Annotated in this window: 16 protein-coding genes; 6 read left to right on the top strand and 10 right to left on the bottom strand. The window is 53.3% G+C overall.

Going from position 1 to position 16,631, the window contains the following annotated elements; genetic code table 11:
- Positions 1-7: 7 nt before the first annotated feature.
- The 6 genes from pepN to ON072_RS17995 all read right to left on the bottom strand — a co-directional run bounded on the left by pepN (position 8) and on the right by ON072_RS17995 (position 6,534).
- Positions 8-2,653, bottom strand: coding sequence for an aminopeptidase N (gene pepN / locus ON072_RS18020; protein ID WP_274626129.1), 2,646 nt, complete (start codon positions 2,651-2,653; stop codon positions 8-10).
- A gap of 212 nt (positions 2,654-2,865) precedes the next feature.
- The gene (lpoB, locus tag ON072_RS18015) at positions 2,866-3,459 is read right to left on the bottom strand and encodes a penicillin-binding protein activator LpoB (RefSeq protein WP_170946744.1); all 594 of its coding nucleotides are present in this window, start codon (positions 3,457-3,459) and stop codon (positions 2,866-2,868) included.
- Positions 3,460-3,481: 22 nt separating this feature from the next.
- Positions 3,482-4,837 carry a COG3014 family protein gene (locus ON072_RS18010; RefSeq protein ID WP_107006058.1) on the bottom strand — a complete coding sequence of 452 codons (1,356 nt, stop codon included), beginning with the start codon at positions 4,835-4,837 and terminating at the stop codon, positions 3,482-3,484.
- The gene (def, locus tag ON072_RS18005) at positions 4,834-5,322 is read right to left on the bottom strand and encodes a peptide deformylase (RefSeq protein WP_107006057.1); all 489 of its coding nucleotides are present in this window, start codon (positions 5,320-5,322) and stop codon (positions 4,834-4,836) included. Before def ends, ON072_RS18010 begins: the two co-directional genes overlap by 4 nt.
- Before the next feature lie 21 nt (positions 5,323-5,343).
- Positions 5,344-5,556: a SlyX family protein gene (locus ON072_RS18000; protein WP_107006056.1), complete on the bottom strand. Its 213-nt coding sequence runs from the start codon at positions 5,554-5,556 to the stop codon at positions 5,344-5,346.
- Between the two features lie 3 nt (positions 5,557-5,559).
- Positions 5,560-6,534, bottom strand: a complete 975-nt coding sequence (locus ON072_RS17995) for a WD40 repeat domain-containing protein (protein ID WP_025011528.1) — start codon at positions 6,532-6,534, stop codon at positions 5,560-5,562.
- A 205-nt stretch (positions 6,535-6,739) separates the two neighbouring features.
- Here ON072_RS17995 and fkpA point away from each other — a divergent pair, with 205 nt between their 5' ends.
- The gene (gene fkpA, locus ON072_RS17990; RefSeq protein ID WP_274626128.1) at positions 6,740-7,516 is read left to right on the top strand and encodes an FKBP-type peptidyl-prolyl cis-trans isomerase; all 777 of its coding nucleotides are present in this window, start codon (positions 6,740-6,742) and stop codon (positions 7,514-7,516) included.
- 89 nt (positions 7,517-7,605) lie between these two features.
- On the opposite strand, the gene ON072_RS17985 is transcribed toward fkpA, so the two are convergent.
- Positions 7,606-8,574 carry a zinc transporter ZntB gene (locus ON072_RS17985; RefSeq protein ID WP_208155797.1) on the bottom strand — a complete coding sequence of 323 codons (969 nt, stop codon included), beginning with the start codon at positions 8,572-8,574 and terminating at the stop codon, positions 7,606-7,608.
- Between the two features lie 402 nt (positions 8,575-8,976).
- Here ON072_RS17985 and ON072_RS17980 point away from each other — a divergent pair, with 402 nt between their 5' ends.
- Complete coding sequence (locus ON072_RS17980) at positions 8,977-9,351, top strand: YacL family protein (protein ID WP_107006053.1); 375 nt, start codon at positions 8,977-8,979, stop codon at positions 9,349-9,351.
- A 55-nt stretch (positions 9,352-9,406) separates the two neighbouring features.
- Here the strand turns inward: ON072_RS17980 and ON072_RS17975 are convergent, their stop codons facing one another.
- A complete protein-coding gene (locus tag ON072_RS17975; protein ID WP_025011524.1) occupies positions 9,407-10,036 on the bottom strand; it encodes a response regulator in 630 nt (209 codons plus the stop codon).
- Positions 10,029-11,738 (bottom strand): nitrate/nitrite two-component system sensor histidine kinase NarQ, encoded by a 1,710-nt coding sequence (narQ, locus tag ON072_RS17970; RefSeq protein WP_028780137.1) that lies wholly within the window; start codon positions 11,736-11,738, stop codon positions 10,029-10,031. The genes ON072_RS17975 and narQ overlap by 8 nt, the downstream gene beginning before the upstream one ends.
- 315 nt (positions 11,739-12,053) lie before the next feature.
- Here narQ and nrfA point away from each other — a divergent pair, with 315 nt between their 5' ends.
- Positions 12,054-13,457 (top strand): ammonia-forming nitrite reductase cytochrome c552 subunit, encoded by a 1,404-nt coding sequence (gene nrfA, locus ON072_RS17965; protein WP_062793833.1) that lies wholly within the window; start codon positions 12,054-12,056, stop codon positions 13,455-13,457.
- A 93-nt stretch (positions 13,458-13,550) separates the two neighbouring features.
- Here nrfA and ON072_RS17960 read toward each other — a convergent pair whose 3' ends face one another.
- The gene (locus ON072_RS17960) at positions 13,551-14,093 is read right to left on the bottom strand and encodes a hydrolase (protein ID WP_044733845.1); all 543 of its coding nucleotides are present in this window, start codon (positions 14,091-14,093) and stop codon (positions 13,551-13,553) included.
- Between the two features lie 301 nt (positions 14,094-14,394).
- Between ON072_RS17960 and glnK the strand changes: the two genes are divergently transcribed.
- The 3 genes from glnK to ON072_RS17945 all read left to right on the top strand — a co-directional run bounded on the left by glnK (position 14,395) and on the right by ON072_RS17945 (position 16,614).
- Positions 14,395-14,733 (top strand): P-II family nitrogen regulator, encoded by a 339-nt coding sequence (gene glnK, locus ON072_RS17955; protein ID WP_025011521.1) that lies wholly within the window; start codon positions 14,395-14,397, stop codon positions 14,731-14,733.
- A gap of 10 nt (positions 14,734-14,743) precedes the next feature.
- A complete protein-coding gene (locus ON072_RS17950) occupies positions 14,744-15,994 on the top strand; it encodes an ammonium transporter (RefSeq protein WP_144217936.1) in 1,251 nt (416 codons plus the stop codon).
- 248 nt (positions 15,995-16,242) lie between these two features.
- A complete protein-coding gene (locus tag ON072_RS17945; protein WP_229672016.1) occupies positions 16,243-16,614 on the top strand; it encodes a hypothetical protein in 372 nt (123 codons plus the stop codon).
- The last annotated feature ends 17 nt before the right edge of the window (positions 16,615-16,631 follow it).

Below are 16,631 nucleotides of genomic sequence, written 5' to 3'. Positions count from 1 at the left end.
CTTTCGGCTAAGGTTTCAGGGTATCTTTTATCAGTACGCAGCGCTGCTCTCTCTCTATGGCTTGCTTGAGATTACGCTGGGTCATGGCCGATAGCTCAGGGTTGGCCTGTAAGGCTTTTTCGAGCTGCAGCACTGAGGCGTGACTGCATTGACGCGGTAATAATGCCGGTGCGTAACTGCGCATAAATACCGGGCCTTTTTCGGCGTCCAGGGTGGCCAGCTGACTCAAGCGCTGCTCTGCGGTGCTGGCCTGGAGTTGCCCTTGGCTGCTGGGATAGAGGTTTTCCATTGCCACCCTCAGCTTGGCAAACGGCAGCGCCGAATGGTTGATTTTCTCCAGCCAGCGGCGTTTACCGGCGGTTTCCGGGCGCACTACTTCGGCGGCGATGGCTGCCTTTTGCCCCGAGTCGCTGTTATCAAGCTTGGCTTCTTGCTGCAGCAGAAGTTTGCTGGTGGGGTAATCGTAACGGTTCAACTGATAGATAAGCTGCCAGCGGGTATCTTGATCCAGCTCCACTCCCTTTATCTTGCTGTGGCCTTGCAGCAGTGACAGCAGGTGATCCAGCGAGTCCCCGTCGCGGGCAAAGTCCACATAGGCATCGAACCAGCGCCGCTGCAGATCTTTATTATCCGCGTTTTGCATGGTCAGACGCAGGCTCATCTGCGCCAGCGCTCTGATGGCGCGCTCGGCATAGGCCGAGTGAATGGGAGCCATCGACTCGAGCAAGGCCTTGCTGTAGCGCATATTGCCGAGAATTTGCCCCAGCAGGGTGTAATCGCTCTCTTTGGGAGCATTGATAAGCACTGTTTCCAGATACTTGTTCAAGGGCAACTTACCGCTCTGGACACTGTCCCACAGGCTTTGCCAGAGCATCGCGCGCAGCAGGGGATCTTCTACCTTGGCCAGGTGATTGAAGGCGGTATCGAACGAGCGTGGGTCGAGCTCGACTTTGACATAGCCCCAGTCCTGATAGTTGGGATAAACCAAATCAGGACAGGACGCGCCTTTAAGTTGCGGCACCAAGGTCTTTTCACCTTGGTAGGTAACGGCCAGAGTTTGCAGCAGGTGCATCTCATGGCGGCCCTTGCTCAGTAAGGCCAACTGAACTTTTTGCTCTCTTAGAGTCGGGTAGGCCGGATCGCTTGCCGACTGCAACAGGGCAAATTCACTAATGCGGCCATCTTGGCACTGGAACTCGGCCTTGAGGCTGTTGACACCGGCGCTGTAGAGCCAATCCCGGGTCCATTGGCTCAGATCCCGCTTGGCGGCCTGGCCGAGACTGGTAATGAAGTCTTCCAGTGTGGCGTTTTGCCAGGAGTAGCGTTTGAGGTATTCACTGACGCCACGGCGGAAGGTTTGCTCCCCAAGCAGGTGGCGCAGTTGAATGAGAACCGCGGCCCCTTTCTGGTAAGTGATGGCGTCGATATTATCGAAGGCGTTGGCACTACTGGCCACAGGCACTTCTATCGGATGGGTGGTAACGCCAGAGTCCTGCTGATAGGCACTCTGTTTGCCCCTGGCGTAAAAACTGCGCCAGGTGTTGTCAAACTCAGTGGCTTCGGCGCTCGCCAGCATGCCCATGAAGGAGGCGAAGCTTTCATTGAGCCACAAACCGTTCCACCATTTCATGGTCACCAGATCGCCAAACCACTGGTGCGCCATTTCATGCATGATCACCGACGCCAAGCGCTGGCGCTGATTAGCTGTCATCTCACCACTGCCAAGAAAACGCCCTTCGGCAAAGGTGATGGCGGCGGCATTTTCCATGGCACCATAGAGGAAGTCAGGCACCAGCAGTTGATCGTATTTTTTAAAGGGGTAGTCGATACCGAAATAGTCGTCAAAAAACTTAAGCCCGGCGTCTGTGTATCTGAACCAGTCGGTGGCATTGACCTGGGCCGCCACTGATTGGCGGGCAAACAGGCGCATGGGGTATTTGCCGCTGTTGTCTTGCCAGACATGGTAAGGGCCTGCATGCATGGAAAAGTTGTAGGGGCTCAACTTGGGTGTTGCCGGAAACTGCCACAGCTGGTTGTCACCCTCCGGGGTCACACTCAATTCTTGGGTGGCGCTGATCACCTGCCAGTCTTTGGGGGCTCTGACAGTTAACTTGTAGCTGGCCTTGAGATCCGGTTGGTCGAATACGGCAAACATCTGCTGCGCGGCGGCGGGCTCAAAGTGGGAGTAGAGATAGACCTTGCCATCGACGGGATCCACAAAGCGGTGCAGCCCTTCACCATTGCTGGAATGCTGGCGTGTGAAGCTGACTTCTATCTCATTGTCGCCTTTGAGCAGCAACTTGGCACTGATCTCCAGATAGGCGCCATTGTATTTGGGATAGAGCCTGTGGCCGTTGATCTTAAGGCTGGTGATCTGCGCCTTGCTCAAGTCCAATGTCAGGGGCTGTTGGTTATCGCTGAGACTGAAACGTACCAGGGTGCGGTTGGCAAATCGCTCGCTGCCATCCAAGGTAAAGTCCAGTTCATAGCTGACATTGCTGACTCTGGCAGAGCGGGCCATCGCCTGTTGCTCACTGATATAACCGCTGCCATCCCGCACACCTGCAGAGGATTGAGTGCTGCTGCAGCCGCTGAGTGATAGCAGTCCGGCAGCCAACAGGCTGAGACCAAACAACCGGGGAAGAGATTTCACAAACAGATTCCTTGCTTTTTATTGTTTTACCATTGGGTGTCGGTGTTTTCCCTCACAACAGGAATGAAAGGGAGGGATACGCCTTAAGTTAATACCCTGTCAGGCTTGGCGCCCGCGGCATAAATTACGCTATTTGCCGACAAAGAACAAAGGAGAAATGTTACAAAAAAGCCGCTGTGACAGCGGCTTTTGGGAAGGAGTGTGATGCTTGGTTAGAGCCCGAGGAAGGACTTGGACTTCACTTTGCGGATCTCTTTTTCATCGGACCATTCGATCAAGCCGGTTTCCAGATCCATCAGGCGCATGGTCATCTTGTAGTAGACATCACGGGTGCTGCCATCTTGTTTGACTATGCTGGAAAGGTTGCCGTAGAGCATGTATTGAGCGCCTATCTGACGACCGAACTTGATGGCGGTGGATGGGTCAACCATGCCGGCGTTGTTCTGGTAGTCCAGTTGCTTGCGCACTGAATCCACCTTGGTCATATCGATAAAACGGAACTTGCCTGAGCGCAGCAGCTTGTTGCTGATGGAGTCGGTCACTGACTCAGTATCTATATGCTCAGAGGTCTTGTTCTTGATCTTGTCGACAAAGATGATAGGTCTGTCGTTGGCTGTCATGGCCACCACAGGCGGGAAAGTCAGCATGCTGTCGACCATTTTGGCGGCAATGGCTTGCAGATCTGTCGAACCGAAGTTTTCATTCACTGTCTCTACCTCAGTGGCATCACCGTATTCCACTTTGGATTGACAGGCTGCCATGCCCATAGCCATTGCCAGTATCAGTATCAGCTTCAAGTGTTTCATAGTCAGTTCCATTTCAAGGTTATCAAATCAATTTTGTATAAAAACGTGTGACATTGCCAGTGTCTATTGCCCAGACCAGAGTGGTCTTGCCACTCTCAACCTGAATTTCCGTGCCCTGATTGTCCAGGGTTAGTTGATAGCTGCCGGCATCGACAAACTGCCTTGCTATCTGTGCCTGCCTAGGTAACGTGAGCCAACTGCGGCGATCGGCTTGCTCTGTGACCACGTTGAATATCTGCATGGCTATCACCCCAAGGTCCGAACCGTCTTTGCGTTCGGCCTTGCGGGCCATTTCCGACTTGGCATAGACCCTGGCGGCCTGGCGCACCAGCAGATAGGGTAGTTCCTCCTTGAGCGCCGTGATGGCCAAGGCATCTATGTTGGCTATCGGGGCTGCGGTCATAGGTTTTGACAAGCCGCGGATATGGGCACTGCTTACCGGCACTCTGGATGGCATATAGGTGGGCAGAGAGACAGTTTGCCAGTTGCCGTGAATGGTGAAGGGAACTGTTAGGCTCTCCTTGGTGGGCACAAAGCCACGCTCCAGCAGCAAGATGACCTGGCCTTGCCCCTTGGCGGGCGTGGGCGCTTCTCCCCAACGGCGTTTGAACTCATCATACTGAGGCATGGCAAGCTCTTTGGCCAAGCGCACCAGATCCTGCTGCAAATAAGGATTATCCGGCATAATCTGCGCCGCCTTGCGATAGTCGATAAAGGCATCGTTGCGCTCACCAAGGATTTCGTGCAGTACCCCTGTGGTGTAGTAACTGTAGGCGTTCAAAAACGAGCTGGTGACACTGCCGGCCGCCTTGCCCAGTTTATCCATTTCAGCGCTGATAGTGCCGTTGGCCATCTGCTGCACAGCGCTGCTGGATTTCTCGTACCTTTGCTGTTCCAGCGATTGCAGTTCATTGCTGCGACGCACCTCCACCAACGCGCCTTCGGCATCGCCGGCAAACAGATAATTGAGAGCCTGATATTGGTGCAGCATGATGCGCTCATACCCGGGACCACGATAGGGAATGATATTGTCGTTCAGCAGCAGGCTGCCGCCCTGTGAACCCAGCTCGGACAAACTGAGCTTGGCCTTGTCGTCGAATGCCTGATAGGCGGCTATGGCGCTTTGGTAATAGTCTTTGCTGGCGGTGAAATCGCCGCTTATCTGCGCGGCGCGCCCCGCTTCCTGGGCATAGAGCAGGCCATCTCGGCTGTTGATCCCGCCTGCCAACTCCTTGGCGGCATTGCCCGGCATTGATGAGTTGAGTTCGGCGCGAACGCCGGCCAGTTGGGATGGATAGTTGACCAATACACTGTTGAAGGCGCAGCCAGTAAGGCTCAATGACAACAACAGTGGCAGCAGTAACTTGCCTGACTTCAAGAGTCGGCTCCTTGGTTTTGGATCTCCAGTCGTTCTCTCAAGGTGAGCCCTTCCAGATGATCATATTCATGCTGAAAAATGCGCGCGACAAAGCCCTGTAACCATTCTTGCTGCCACTCGCCGCTGAGATCCTGATAACGTACCTCAATGCTTTCATGGCGCAGAATCTGTACTCTTTCACCGGGCAGAGACAGGCAACCTTCTTCTCCGGCCAGCATCTTGCCTGAGCGTTTGAGTATCTGCGGGTTGATCACCACCTGGGGCGCCATCAAAGGCGCATCCGGATATCTGTCGTTGGGATGGGATGCCATAATAAACAAGCGGATACCTTGGCCTACCTGAGGCGCGGCTATGCCTACGCCCTGTGCCAGTTTCATGGTCTCGAGCATTTTCTCGGCCAGGGCTGACAAAGGTTCATCGAACAGTTGAACCGGCTGGGCAGCCTGTCCCAGAATACGTTCTCCGTAGGTTGCTATGGCTAACATCCTTATCCCCCTTTATTCGACTCAGTAGTGAGGCGGCGGCGTTTCTTCCGATTGAGACGCGATATTGCTCGGTTCTACCGCTTTGAGTTTACCGATTAACAACTGGATCTGAAACTGCTGCTCGGCCACGACTTTATTGAGTTCGAAAATCTCCTGACTCAATTCTTCCAGTGTGGCTTCCTGAAATGACAGCTTGGTTTCGAGCTCTTCGATCCTGTCCGGGATTGCTTGCATTACTTACCTCTGTGTTGGCGCCGACCAGCGTTCCAGCAAGCTGGCACTGCTGATACTCTGAAGTTGGCCGTTGTCGGATTCAGACACTGAGTATACTACGGCGCTTTGGGGCAAAGGCTTTTTTGGCAGTGAAACTTGCCAGTTGGCGACTTTTTTCCCCGAATCGACCTGCCACAGACTCAATTCTCTGGCCGGCGTACCGGTCAACAAGGCCTGCTCCTGTTGGATAAAGCGCGCTGCCGAAAAGTTCATTTGCCGCCGGACTATCGCCAGCGAGCTGGCCAGTTTCCCTGAGTCATTGTGCCAAATGTCGGCATTGCCGGTACTGTCGGACACTAAACTAAGGTTACCGCTGCGGCTGAGGGCAACCTTCAGTACCCTGGAGTCCATCTGCCAGCGCCTCAGTACCTGAGCATCTTGGGTGCGCCACAGCAGGGCGGTGGCATCGTTGGCGCCGGTCAATGCCAGGCGGCCATCGGCAGAGAGGGCAACGCTGTTGACCTTTTCGCTGTGGCCAAGAAATTTCACCAGCACACCTGTGGTCGGGGTCAGCGACATCACCGCGCCATCGGCCAGCCCTACCAGCAACTGGCCGTTGTCGGCCACGGCCACAGTCTGGGCTACTGCCGGCAGTGACCACCAACCCGCCGCCCGGCCGTCGGCGATTTTCCACAGTGCAACTGAATCGCGGCTTAACGTCACCGCATATTCTCCATTGGCCGAGATATCTGTGGCGATGACATCATTGGCTTCACTGCCTTGAGCCCACTGATACTTGACCGCGCCTTGTTTGAGATCCCAAAGCTTGATCCCCTCCTGGCTGCTTATCAAAGCGTAGCGGCCATCGGCAGAGAGGCTGGCGCTGTAGCTGGGATCGGCCGCCAGGGATTGGCTGCTATTGGGGCCTGGATGGCAGGCACCAAGGCCAAGCAAAGTAAAACTGAGCGTGCAAATAAGTAGCAATCTGTTTATTGCCATGAACTTATACCGCCTCGACTTGTCATTTTGAGTAAGGGTAAAACGCTGTCGCTTCCATGTAAGGGTTATCGGTTTGTCGGCCGCTTTCCCTTGTTAACCAGTATGGATAATCTGCTTTGTATCTCAAAGTTAACTGGTATAAAGTGAGTCGTCTTACATATTTTGGGTTAATTGTAACCATTTGAAGATCCTGAGGATGCCTTTAATGAAACCGATTTACAAAATTTCACTGGTCGCACTGGCTCTGATCGGCCTTTCCGCCTGTAACCAAGAACAAAAAACAGCGAGTGCCGACAAAGTGGAACTGAGCTCTGTCGAGCAGAAAGAAGCCTATAGCGTGGGTGCCTCTATTGGCCGCTACATGGCCGGCCATATCAAGGAGCAGGAAGAGCTGGGTTTCTCAGTCGATCGTGCTTTGATTGTGACAGGTTTCCAACAGGGGCTGAAAGACGAGCTGCAACTAACTGAAGACGAGGTGCAGAAAGTGCTTGAAGGTCTGGACCAGAAGCTGAATGAAAAACGTATGGCCAAGGTTCAGGAGATGGCGGCCAAGTCGATGCAGGAAAGCAAGGCTTATCTGGAACAGAACAAGGCCAAAGAGGGTGTGATCACCACTGAGTCAGGTCTGCAGTATGAAGTATTGACTCCAGGCGAGGGTGAGAAGCCAGCCGCCGAAGATATAGTGACTGTTCACTACCGTGGTACTCTGATTGACGGCACTGAGTTTGACAGCTCCTACTCCCGCGGTGAACCGGCAGAATTTGCTCTGAACCGGGTGATCCCGGGCTGGACCGAAGGTGTACAGTTGATGCCGGTCGGTGCCAAGTATCGCTTCGTTATCCCATCAGAGCTGGCCTATGGCGAGCGTGATATGGGCACTATTCCTGCCAATTCCACACTCATCTTTGAAGTCGAGTTGCTCAAAGTCAAGAAGGCCGATGCACCCGTAGAGCCTACCGAAGCCGAGGCTTCTGCCAAGTAATCCCTTGTTTCACGGAAAGTGGATACCCGATATTGAAAAGGACGCCGCCGGCGTCCTTTCTTTTTACAGCCACTTCTAGGGCATTGACCCTAAAGCCATTTATAACGATAGAACAGCCACAACTGTCCCCCTACCAATAGCAACAGGAACAGGCAAAAGGCTCCGAAGGCCCAGCCAACATCGGCGCCCGGGATCCCGGCGATATTGACCCCGAGCAGACCGGTAAGAAAACCCAGTGGCAGAAAGACGGCGCTGATCAGCGACAGGAAATAGAGGCGGCGATTGACGGCCTCGGCCTGACGGTTTTGCAACTCTTCCTGGGTGACGCTGGCCCTGTCTCTGATTGCGTCCAGATCTTCGATGCAGCGAATGAGTTGATCATTGATTTCGTTGAATTTAAGCCGCTGCTGTTCATCAAATACCTTGGCCGAGTCTGCCAGCAGGCGGCTAAAGGCTTCCCGCTGCGGCGCCAGGTAGCGCCGGACCACCACTATCTGGCGCCTGAGCTCGGCGATATCGCTGCGTAGATCCCTGTCGTTACCGGCCATGACCTTGTCTTCCAGATCGTCGACAGTTTCTTCCAGCCGGTCGATAAACTCCGTCTTACGTTGGGTGAGACGCTGCGTCAGCGTCAGCAAAAACTCCCCGGTATTGCCGGGGCCAGCTCCCTGGCTGACTCTCTGGATGATGTCTTTGACCGATAACAGCTCGCGACTGCTGGTGCTGATAATTCTGTGATTGTCCAGGTAGAGGCGTATCGACACCATGTCTTCAGGGTCGGCCCCGGGGTTGTGATTGACCCCTCTGAGCGCCAGCAGGAAACCCTGGCCGGATTGTACCACCCTGGGGCGAGTGTCCTGCGCCAACAGTGCTGCCACTTCCAGCGCGTCCAGGCCGCTGTGTTGTTGCAACCACTGACGGTTGGATTTCTTCTTATAGTCCAGATGCAGCCAGAGTATGCCCTGCTCCGGGCGCCAGTCGCTGACCTGTTGCTGCGTCAACTCCTTGCCTGCCATCTCCCCGCTGAGCAGCAAGGCACAAAATTGTTTTTCGGCCATAGATTCACTCTCATAGGTTTGCTTTAGTTCAAGCTAACCTAGTTATACCACTGGGCATAGGAATTTACTCACTCAGTGACGATGAAAAGCTGGGCAGGCAAGTAAAGTAATAGGATATCGGGATAAAGCGACATTGGCTTGCGCCGCATACGTGCTTTTTCAACTCGACCTTGGGGAGCTTGTCAGCCACCAGATGACTACACCAACTTGTCTCACCGTAGCATCACTATGCCATCGCCAATCTGGCTTGAACCCCAATGGTTGACACAGTTCTGAGCAAGTCAAACATCTATAGGGAATGATATTACGATAGAAAGTAAAGCCCAGGCATAACTATGGGCAATCCCCTGGGCTCTGGGTTAAAATTAGGATAGGTTTGATTACAGCAAAAGAAGTGGCACCATGGAATACGAATTTCGGCGCAATTCACTGACGGGAACCGCAATGGCCCGCTTCAGTATGGAGCATCATGTACTGGGGCAATGGTTCTCTGAAGAGTTGGCGGATAACGCCGAGATCTGCACTCAGGTCAAACAGGCATTGGCGGATTTACAGTCAGGGCGCATTCGCGAATGGCAGTTGATTGGCCAGGATCTGACGCTGCAACTGGATCAGGAGCAGGTGCGGGTTTACGCCAATGTGCTCGAATTCGGTGAGAGTCAGGAGTTGGATGAGTCCCTCTCCCTTTATGATGCCGAGTCAGAAGCCTGGTGCGGCCTGGAAGACTTTCAGGATGTGCTTGAGAGTTGGTGTGACTTTCTGCACCAGAGTCGCTGAACAAGCGGCATTGGCAGCAATGAGAAGGGACGCAGTGGCGTCCCTTTTTCGTGGCTTAACGGTTGAGATAACGCACAGCCATTTCGGTGCGGGACTTGGCATTGGCCTTGCGAAGCAGGTTTTTGACATGCACCTTGACCGTGCCTTCGCTGATATGCAGTTCTTCGGAGATCACCCTGTTGCTCTGGCCTTCAGCCAGATGCTGCAGTATCTGCAACTCTCTTGGTGTCAGGCTGTCGAGCCAGGCTTCTTCGTCGGCGGCATTTTTCAATTCAAACAGATAGTCTTCCACTTCGGCGCTGATCACTCGGTGGCCGGACATGGCTTCTTTCAGCTGCCCAAGCAGCAGATCGGGTTCGGTATCCTTGAGCAGGTAACCATCGGCGCCGGCTCGCAGCAAACGGATAACATCCTGTTTGGCATCGGAAACCGTCAGGATAACGATTCTGGAGGTGACTCCCTCCTGACGCAGGGCGTTCAGGGTATCGAGACCCGTCATGCCTTTCATATTCAGATCCAGCAGGATAATGTCCGGCTCGTTTTCGGCGGTAGCCGCCAAGGCGTCGAGCCCGGTACCGGCTTCACCGAAGAGACTAAAGTCAGGATCGGATGCCAGTAACTGACAGATACCGCGACGCAGTAAGGGATGGTCATCGACTACCAGAACTGAATAAGGTTTACCCATGATGTGGCTCCTGCTGAGGTGGGAAAGTCAGGACAACACTGGTGCCTCCCGACGCATTGCTGGAAAATTCAACCATACCCGAGAGGCGGCTGGCTCGTTCGTGCATTATCCCTATGCCGAAATGTTGATCCCTTTCCTTGATATGCGCCAGGCCTATGCCGTTGTCTTCGACACTGATAACCACCATGTTATCAGAGTTCTTTTCGCAGCTGATACAAATACGACTCGCATTTGCATGTTTAATGGCATTGAGGGTGGCTTCTCGGGTGAGCTGCAGAATGTGAATATGTTGGTGCGCCGCCAGTAACTGCGGCGGCAGGCGATAGCTGAGTTCCAGCTCCGTGTCTGTTTGGCTGCGCAGTTGCTCCAGCATGGCCTCGAGGGCGTTGCGGAGATTGGGTTCTTTAACGGTCAGGCGGAAGGTAGACAGCAGTTCTCTGAGCTGGGCGTAGGCTGTGGTCACCCCCTCATTGAGTTCTTCGAGCTGTTGGGTCACCGCCGGGCTTTTGCAGCTCTGGTCGAGGCCTTTACGCAGCAAACTTATCTGGATTTTCAGGAAGGACAGCAGTTGCCCGAGAGAATCGTGCAGCTCCCTGGCGATAACCGCCCGCTCTTCCAGCAGGGCCAACTGTTGGCGTTGTTCGGAGGCGTTGTGAATCACTATCGAGCGAGCCAGCATGATGGCGAAGTTTTCAAACAGAGGCACATTGATATCGTGCTCGCCTATCACTTCCAGAAAGCCGAGTTCCTGTTGTTCAAATTTGAGCGGAAACTGCATGGTCTGTCCGGATTGCGGCCAGATATCCTCGTCGGTGGCGATTACCTCCATGGCATCTTCATCCTGCTGAATAATCAGCCGCAGATGTTGCAGGTGCTCATACTCCTTGAGTTGCAGCAGCGACTGCCGCATCACCTCGAAATTGAGTTTGCCCGAATGCAGCAACACCAGATTGTCATAAAGAAACTTGAGCTCACGGTTGGCACGGGTCAAAGCCAGGGTCTTCTCTTTCACCTGAGTTTCCAGGTTGCCGTAGAGAGTTGCCAGTTCCTGAGCCGTACTGTCGAGGGCATCGGAAAGAGCGCTGAGCTCAATATATTCCGTCTTCGGCATTTCGACGGCAAAGTTACCCTTGGAAATAGTGTTGGCCGATTCCATCATCTGTTGCAGCGGTACCACCACCTTGCGTTTGGTAAAGCGCACGGCGATAAAGGCAATCAACAGCATTAACCCCAAGCCCACTATCTGGCTGACGGCCAGCAATCTTAGTTTGAAGGCGGCATGGTGCTCCATCTCCAATACCAGCAAATCTATGGTATCGACAAAGTCTTTCAGCGAGGAGGCATAGTTGCGCGAGTCTTCCTGCTCTATGTAGTACTTCATGACCTTCCACTTGCTGATCACCAGTTGGTATTGCTGCCCGAGCCTGGCCGGCGATGACCAGTCCATCGAGCGTACCAAGGCATCTGAGTAGAGAGTGTTTTCAAATTCGCGAATTTTTTGCAGCGCTTCTTCACTGCCGGAGTTGGCATAAAACATCAGCCGGTAGCTCTGCATTCGCAGTGAGCCGGAAGCGTTGATCGCCCTGGCATCTCCCAGGCTGTAAGACAGATTGATAATGGCAAAAGTGGCCAGACCGCTTGAGAGCAGGATAAGGGTCAGCATTAAGCCTAAAATGGTAGAGGTCAAACTGCCTCGTTTCATGAAATATTCACTCACTTTTGCTAAGGTTTCCTCAGTCCCTGCAGCGTTACTCTCGATTATCGGAAAGGAAACGCGCCGATAAGATTGTCGAGAATAAAAAAGGACTTGGGTCTCAGAGTTCTACATTAGCCAGCGCTTGAATACATTAACAAGAGTACAAAAATGTGAACAACATCGCCTTCACATTTTGATCTGGCGCAAACTTCGCCCCGGATACCCCCTAAGAGGTATATTTTTGGCGTATTCAAGCGGCTACTTTTGACCTTGGAGATGTCGTGGTTATTGCAAATAACGATAAAGTAACACGGAGATGAGATGGTGAAAAAATTAAGCCAAAAATCCTTTGCACTCAGTGCATTGGTCGCGGCAAGCGTAATGGCTGCCGGTGCGTTTGCGAGTGACAAGACCGAGCCTCGCAACGAAGTCTACAAAGACAAGTTCAAAAATCAGTATGCCAGTTGGCATGACACTGCAAAGAGTTCTGAAATTGTTGACGTATTGGCAGAAGATCCCAACCTGGTGATCCTGTGGGCCGGTTATGGTTTCGCCAAGGACTACAATGCCCCTCGTGGCCACATTTATGCCGTGACCGATGTGCGCAACACCCTGCGTACCGGTGCGCCAAAGAGTGCCGAAGATGGCCCAATGCCAATGGCTTGCTGGAGCTGTAAGAGCCCGGATGTACCTCGCCTGATTGAAGAGCAAGGTGAAGATGGTTACTTCACCGGCAAGTGGGCCAAAGGTGGCCCTGAAGTGGTTAACGCCATAGGTTGTGGCGATTGTCACGAGAAAGGTTCGCCTAAGCTGCGTTTGGGCCGTCCTTTTGCCGAGCGCGCCATGGAGACCCTGGGTACGCCATTTGATAAGGCTTCCCGCAAAGACAAGCAATCCATGGTTTGTGGCCAGTGTCACGTAGAATACTACTTTGAGAAAGTGGAAGGCCGTAAGGGCTTTGTTAAGTTCCCATGGGATCAAGGCACTACAGTGGAGTCCATGGAAGCTTACTACGATGCCATCGAGTTTGCCGACTGGACTCACGCTCTGTCCAAGACTCCTATGCTGAAGGCACAGCACCCAGGTTATGAAACCTGGCAGCTGGGGGTTCACGGTAAGAACAACGTGACCTGTGTTGACTGTCACATGCCGAAAGTAACCAACGACAAGGGTCGTAAGTTCACCGATCACAAAGTGGGTAATCCTTTCGACCGCTTCGAAGAAACCTGTGCTCAGTGCCACACACAGAGCAAAGAGTTTATGGAGAACCTGACTGCCGAGCGTAAAGCCAAAGTTAAAGAGCTGAAGCTGAAGGCTGAAGATCAAATCGTCAAGGCACACTTCGAAGCTGCTGCCGCCTGGAAAGCCGGTGCGACAGAAGCCGAGATGAAGCCAATCCTGACTGATATCCGTCATGCTCAATGGCGCTGGGATTATGCTATCGCCTCTCACGGTGTCGCGGCTCACGCTCCTGATGAAGCGCTGCGGGTACTGGGTACTGCGGTTGACAAGGCTGCCAATGCCCGGGTGAAACTGGCGCAGCTGCTGGCCAAGAAAGGTATCGTTGAGCCTGTCGCTCTGCCTGATATCTCCACCAAGGCCAAGGCTCAGGCTGCTCTGGGTATGGACATGAAGAAGATGGTTTCCGACAAGGAAGACTTCAAGAAAAATGTTCTGCCTAAGTGGGATGCTGAAGCCAAGAAGCGTGAAGCAACCTACAAGTAACAGTCGTTAACATAGCGAAATGAAAAATCCCCGCACCGCGGGGATTTTTTTATCTTACAAGCCAGCAGTGGTAGCCAGCGAAGGATTACAGGCCTATTTGATCAGCTTAAGCAGAGCCTTAAAGCGTTCACCTTCTGCCTGATGTTGCAGTTCAAACAGTAAAGACTCGCTGTTGTTGAGCCTGGCTCCCTGCTGCTTCATCATCTCTATTCCCAAGCGTTTGTTGCTTTCACTGCGGGAGCTGACGGCATCGGCTATCAAGTGCACATAGAAACCCTGCTCGATAAGATCACCACAGGTTTGATAGACACAGACATGTGTCTCTATCCCGGCCAGCAGTACCTGTTTGCGGCCCGTGCTCAACAGTGCCTCACGGAACGCCGGGCAGTGCCAGCCACTGAAGTGATGCTTGGCAATCGGCGAAGTGGTCTTGGATAGCAGGGCAGCCAGCGACTCTGTAGTAGGGCCGAGCTTCTGCGGCAACTGTTCCAGCCAGAGCACTGGGATATCAAACAAAGCCGTGCCTTCTATCAGCATGGCCAGTTGTTGATGCAGCTGTTCACTCTTGTCCATTATCTGCGCCAGTTTGCCCTGAACATCCACTATGACCAGCACACATTCTTCCGCTTTTAACATCTTGTTCTCCTTTAGGTTGGTCTTAGGACAGGTGCAAACGAGTCCTTCTTTCTCTCCAGTCAACGACAGGACATTCAGTTAACGTCAGTACAGGGCTTAAGCCAATAGGCCTTAGGTCGTAGATGATTGCGCTTTTTTTGTGCGCCCAAGCCTTACTTGCACTTAATTGGTGCATATCTGCAGCTCTTAACCTGGTCCGTAAAAACTAACTCTTTATAAAACAAAAAATTAACATTTTGGCCTGATGCTTGAATTGCTTTTGGCATAACACCAATACAGCAAGGCGATTCTGGAGGTCTGGATGAAATTAGTCAGCGCAATCATTAAGCCGTTCAAGCTTGATGATGTCCGCGAAGCGATTGCGGGCATAGGCATTGAGGGGATGACGGTCACCGAAGTCAAAGGTTTTGGCCGACAAAAGGGGCATACAGAGCTCTATCGGGGAGCCGAGTATCAGGTGGACTTTCTGCCCAAGGTTAAGCTCGAGATAGCCACCAAGGCGGAGAATCTTGAGCACCTGCTGGAGGTCATCACCAATGCCGCTCATACCGGCAAGATAGGTGACGGCAAGATCTTTGTGACAGATCTGGAACAGGTTATCCGTATTCGTACGGGTGAAACAGATACAGAAGCGCTGTAAGGGGGAGAAGATGGAAGAACTGAGCAAATTGGGTACTACGGTCACAGAGCTGCGTTTTGCGCTGGACACCTTTTACTTTCTGATCTCCGGCGCGCTGGTGATGTGGATGGCGGCGGGTTTCGCCATGCTGGAGGCCGGGTTGGTGCGTTCCAAAAATACCACAGAGATACTCACCAAAAACATCTGTCTCTATTCAATCGCCTGTATCACCTACCTGATTGTGGGTTACAACATCATGTATGTGGACAATGGCGAGGGCGGCTGGCTGCCGAGCATCAGCACCTTGATAGGAGCTCAAGCTGCCGACGCCGACCATGCGCTGGAGTCTGATTTCTTTTTCCAGGTGGTATTTGTGGCTACAGCCATGTCGATTGTTTCCGGCGCCGTGGCTGAGCGCATGCGCCTGTGGGCTTTCCTGGCATTCAGCCTGGTAATGACGGCAGTCATCTATCCAGTGGAAGGTTACTGGACCTGGGGCGGTGGTTTCCTTTCCGAAGCCGGCTTTGTCGACTTTGCCGGTAGCGGCATAGTGCATATGGCCGGTGCGGCCGCAGCCTTGGCCGGTGTCTTGCTGCTGGGGGCCCGTAAAGGTAAATATGGCGTCAATGGCCAGGTTAACCCTATCCCGGGATCCAACCTGCCGCTGGCAACCCTGGGGACTTTTATCCTCTGGATGGGCTGGTTTGGTTTCAACGGTGGTTCTCAGTTACTGGTCTCTGATGCTGAAAATGCCAGCGCCGTGGCCAAAGTCTTCGTCAACACCAATTCGGCGGCGGCCTTCGGCGCGGTATCTGCACTGATCGTCTGTAAGATGGTGTGGGGCAAGGCCGACTTGACCATGATACTCAATGGTACTTTGGCTGGTTTGGTGGCTATCACGGCCGATCCATTGTCGCCCTCTCTGCCGATGGCGGGTGTGATAGGCCTGGTAGCCGGCGGTTTGGTGGTGTTCTCCATCGTGGGCTTTGACCGCATCAAGATAGATGATCCTGTCGGGGCTATCTCGGTGCACGGGGTCGCCGGCTTCTTCGGTTTGATGATGGTGCCTCTGTCCAATGCCGATGCCAGTGTGACAGGGCAACTGTTTGGCGCTGCGGTGATCTCTGCCTGGGTGTTTCTGGCGTCATTGCTGGTGTGGGGCGCCTTGAAAGTGACCATGGGGATCCGGGTGACCGAAGAGGAAGAGTACAACGGTATGGACGCGTCGGATTGCGGTATCGATGCCTATCCTGAGTTTGTGACTGTCAAGAACGCCAATTGATAAGCCAAGAACGCCAACTGAGAGGCCATGAGTGTTCTTGAGAGATCAAGCAAGCTTCCTTAATCTTTAAGCCATCTCTTGTGAGGTGGCTTTTGGTTAGAGCTGGCTTTGGGGTTACCGGCCTTGTTGTTACCTGGCTTGGCGGGAGTCGGCCAGGAAAAGCGCATTTTGGGGCTATGGCGCTTGATGACAGACGCTCTTGGGGGCAGACTGAAAGCAGAAACAGCCTGGAGCCTAAGGGGATGGCGATGAAGACTCTCAGTGTAATGAAGCTGACCGGTACTTTTCTCTGCACTTTGTGCAGTACCTTGCTGTGGCTCGGCAATGCCGAGGCAGGTCAAGTGGTGGTTCGTGATGCCAGTGAGCCTTTCGATGCCTTTGCCGTCAGGGATGAATTACTGCGTCAGCATGAGTGGCAGGAACTACTGCGCTCGCAGCAACAACTGGAGATCCTGCGCAGCCTACCTGCCATATGTGTTCCTTACATGCGCCCCTATCGCTACTTTTCCTGCGATGGCCATTTTTATCGCCCCTATCTTTACCGGCAACAGCAGCTCTATATAGGGATCCCCAAGCCGGGTTCCGAAGTTATCGCTCCCGGAAATGAAGGCTTGAACTAGGGGATATTCACATTTTG

The organism is Shewanella sp. K8 (genome assembly GCF_028823715.1).
In the GTDB taxonomy this organism is placed as follows: Bacteria; Pseudomonadota; Gammaproteobacteria; order Enterobacterales; family Shewanellaceae; genus Shewanella; species Shewanella algae.
This window is presented reverse-complemented; position numbering and strand designations above follow the sequence as displayed.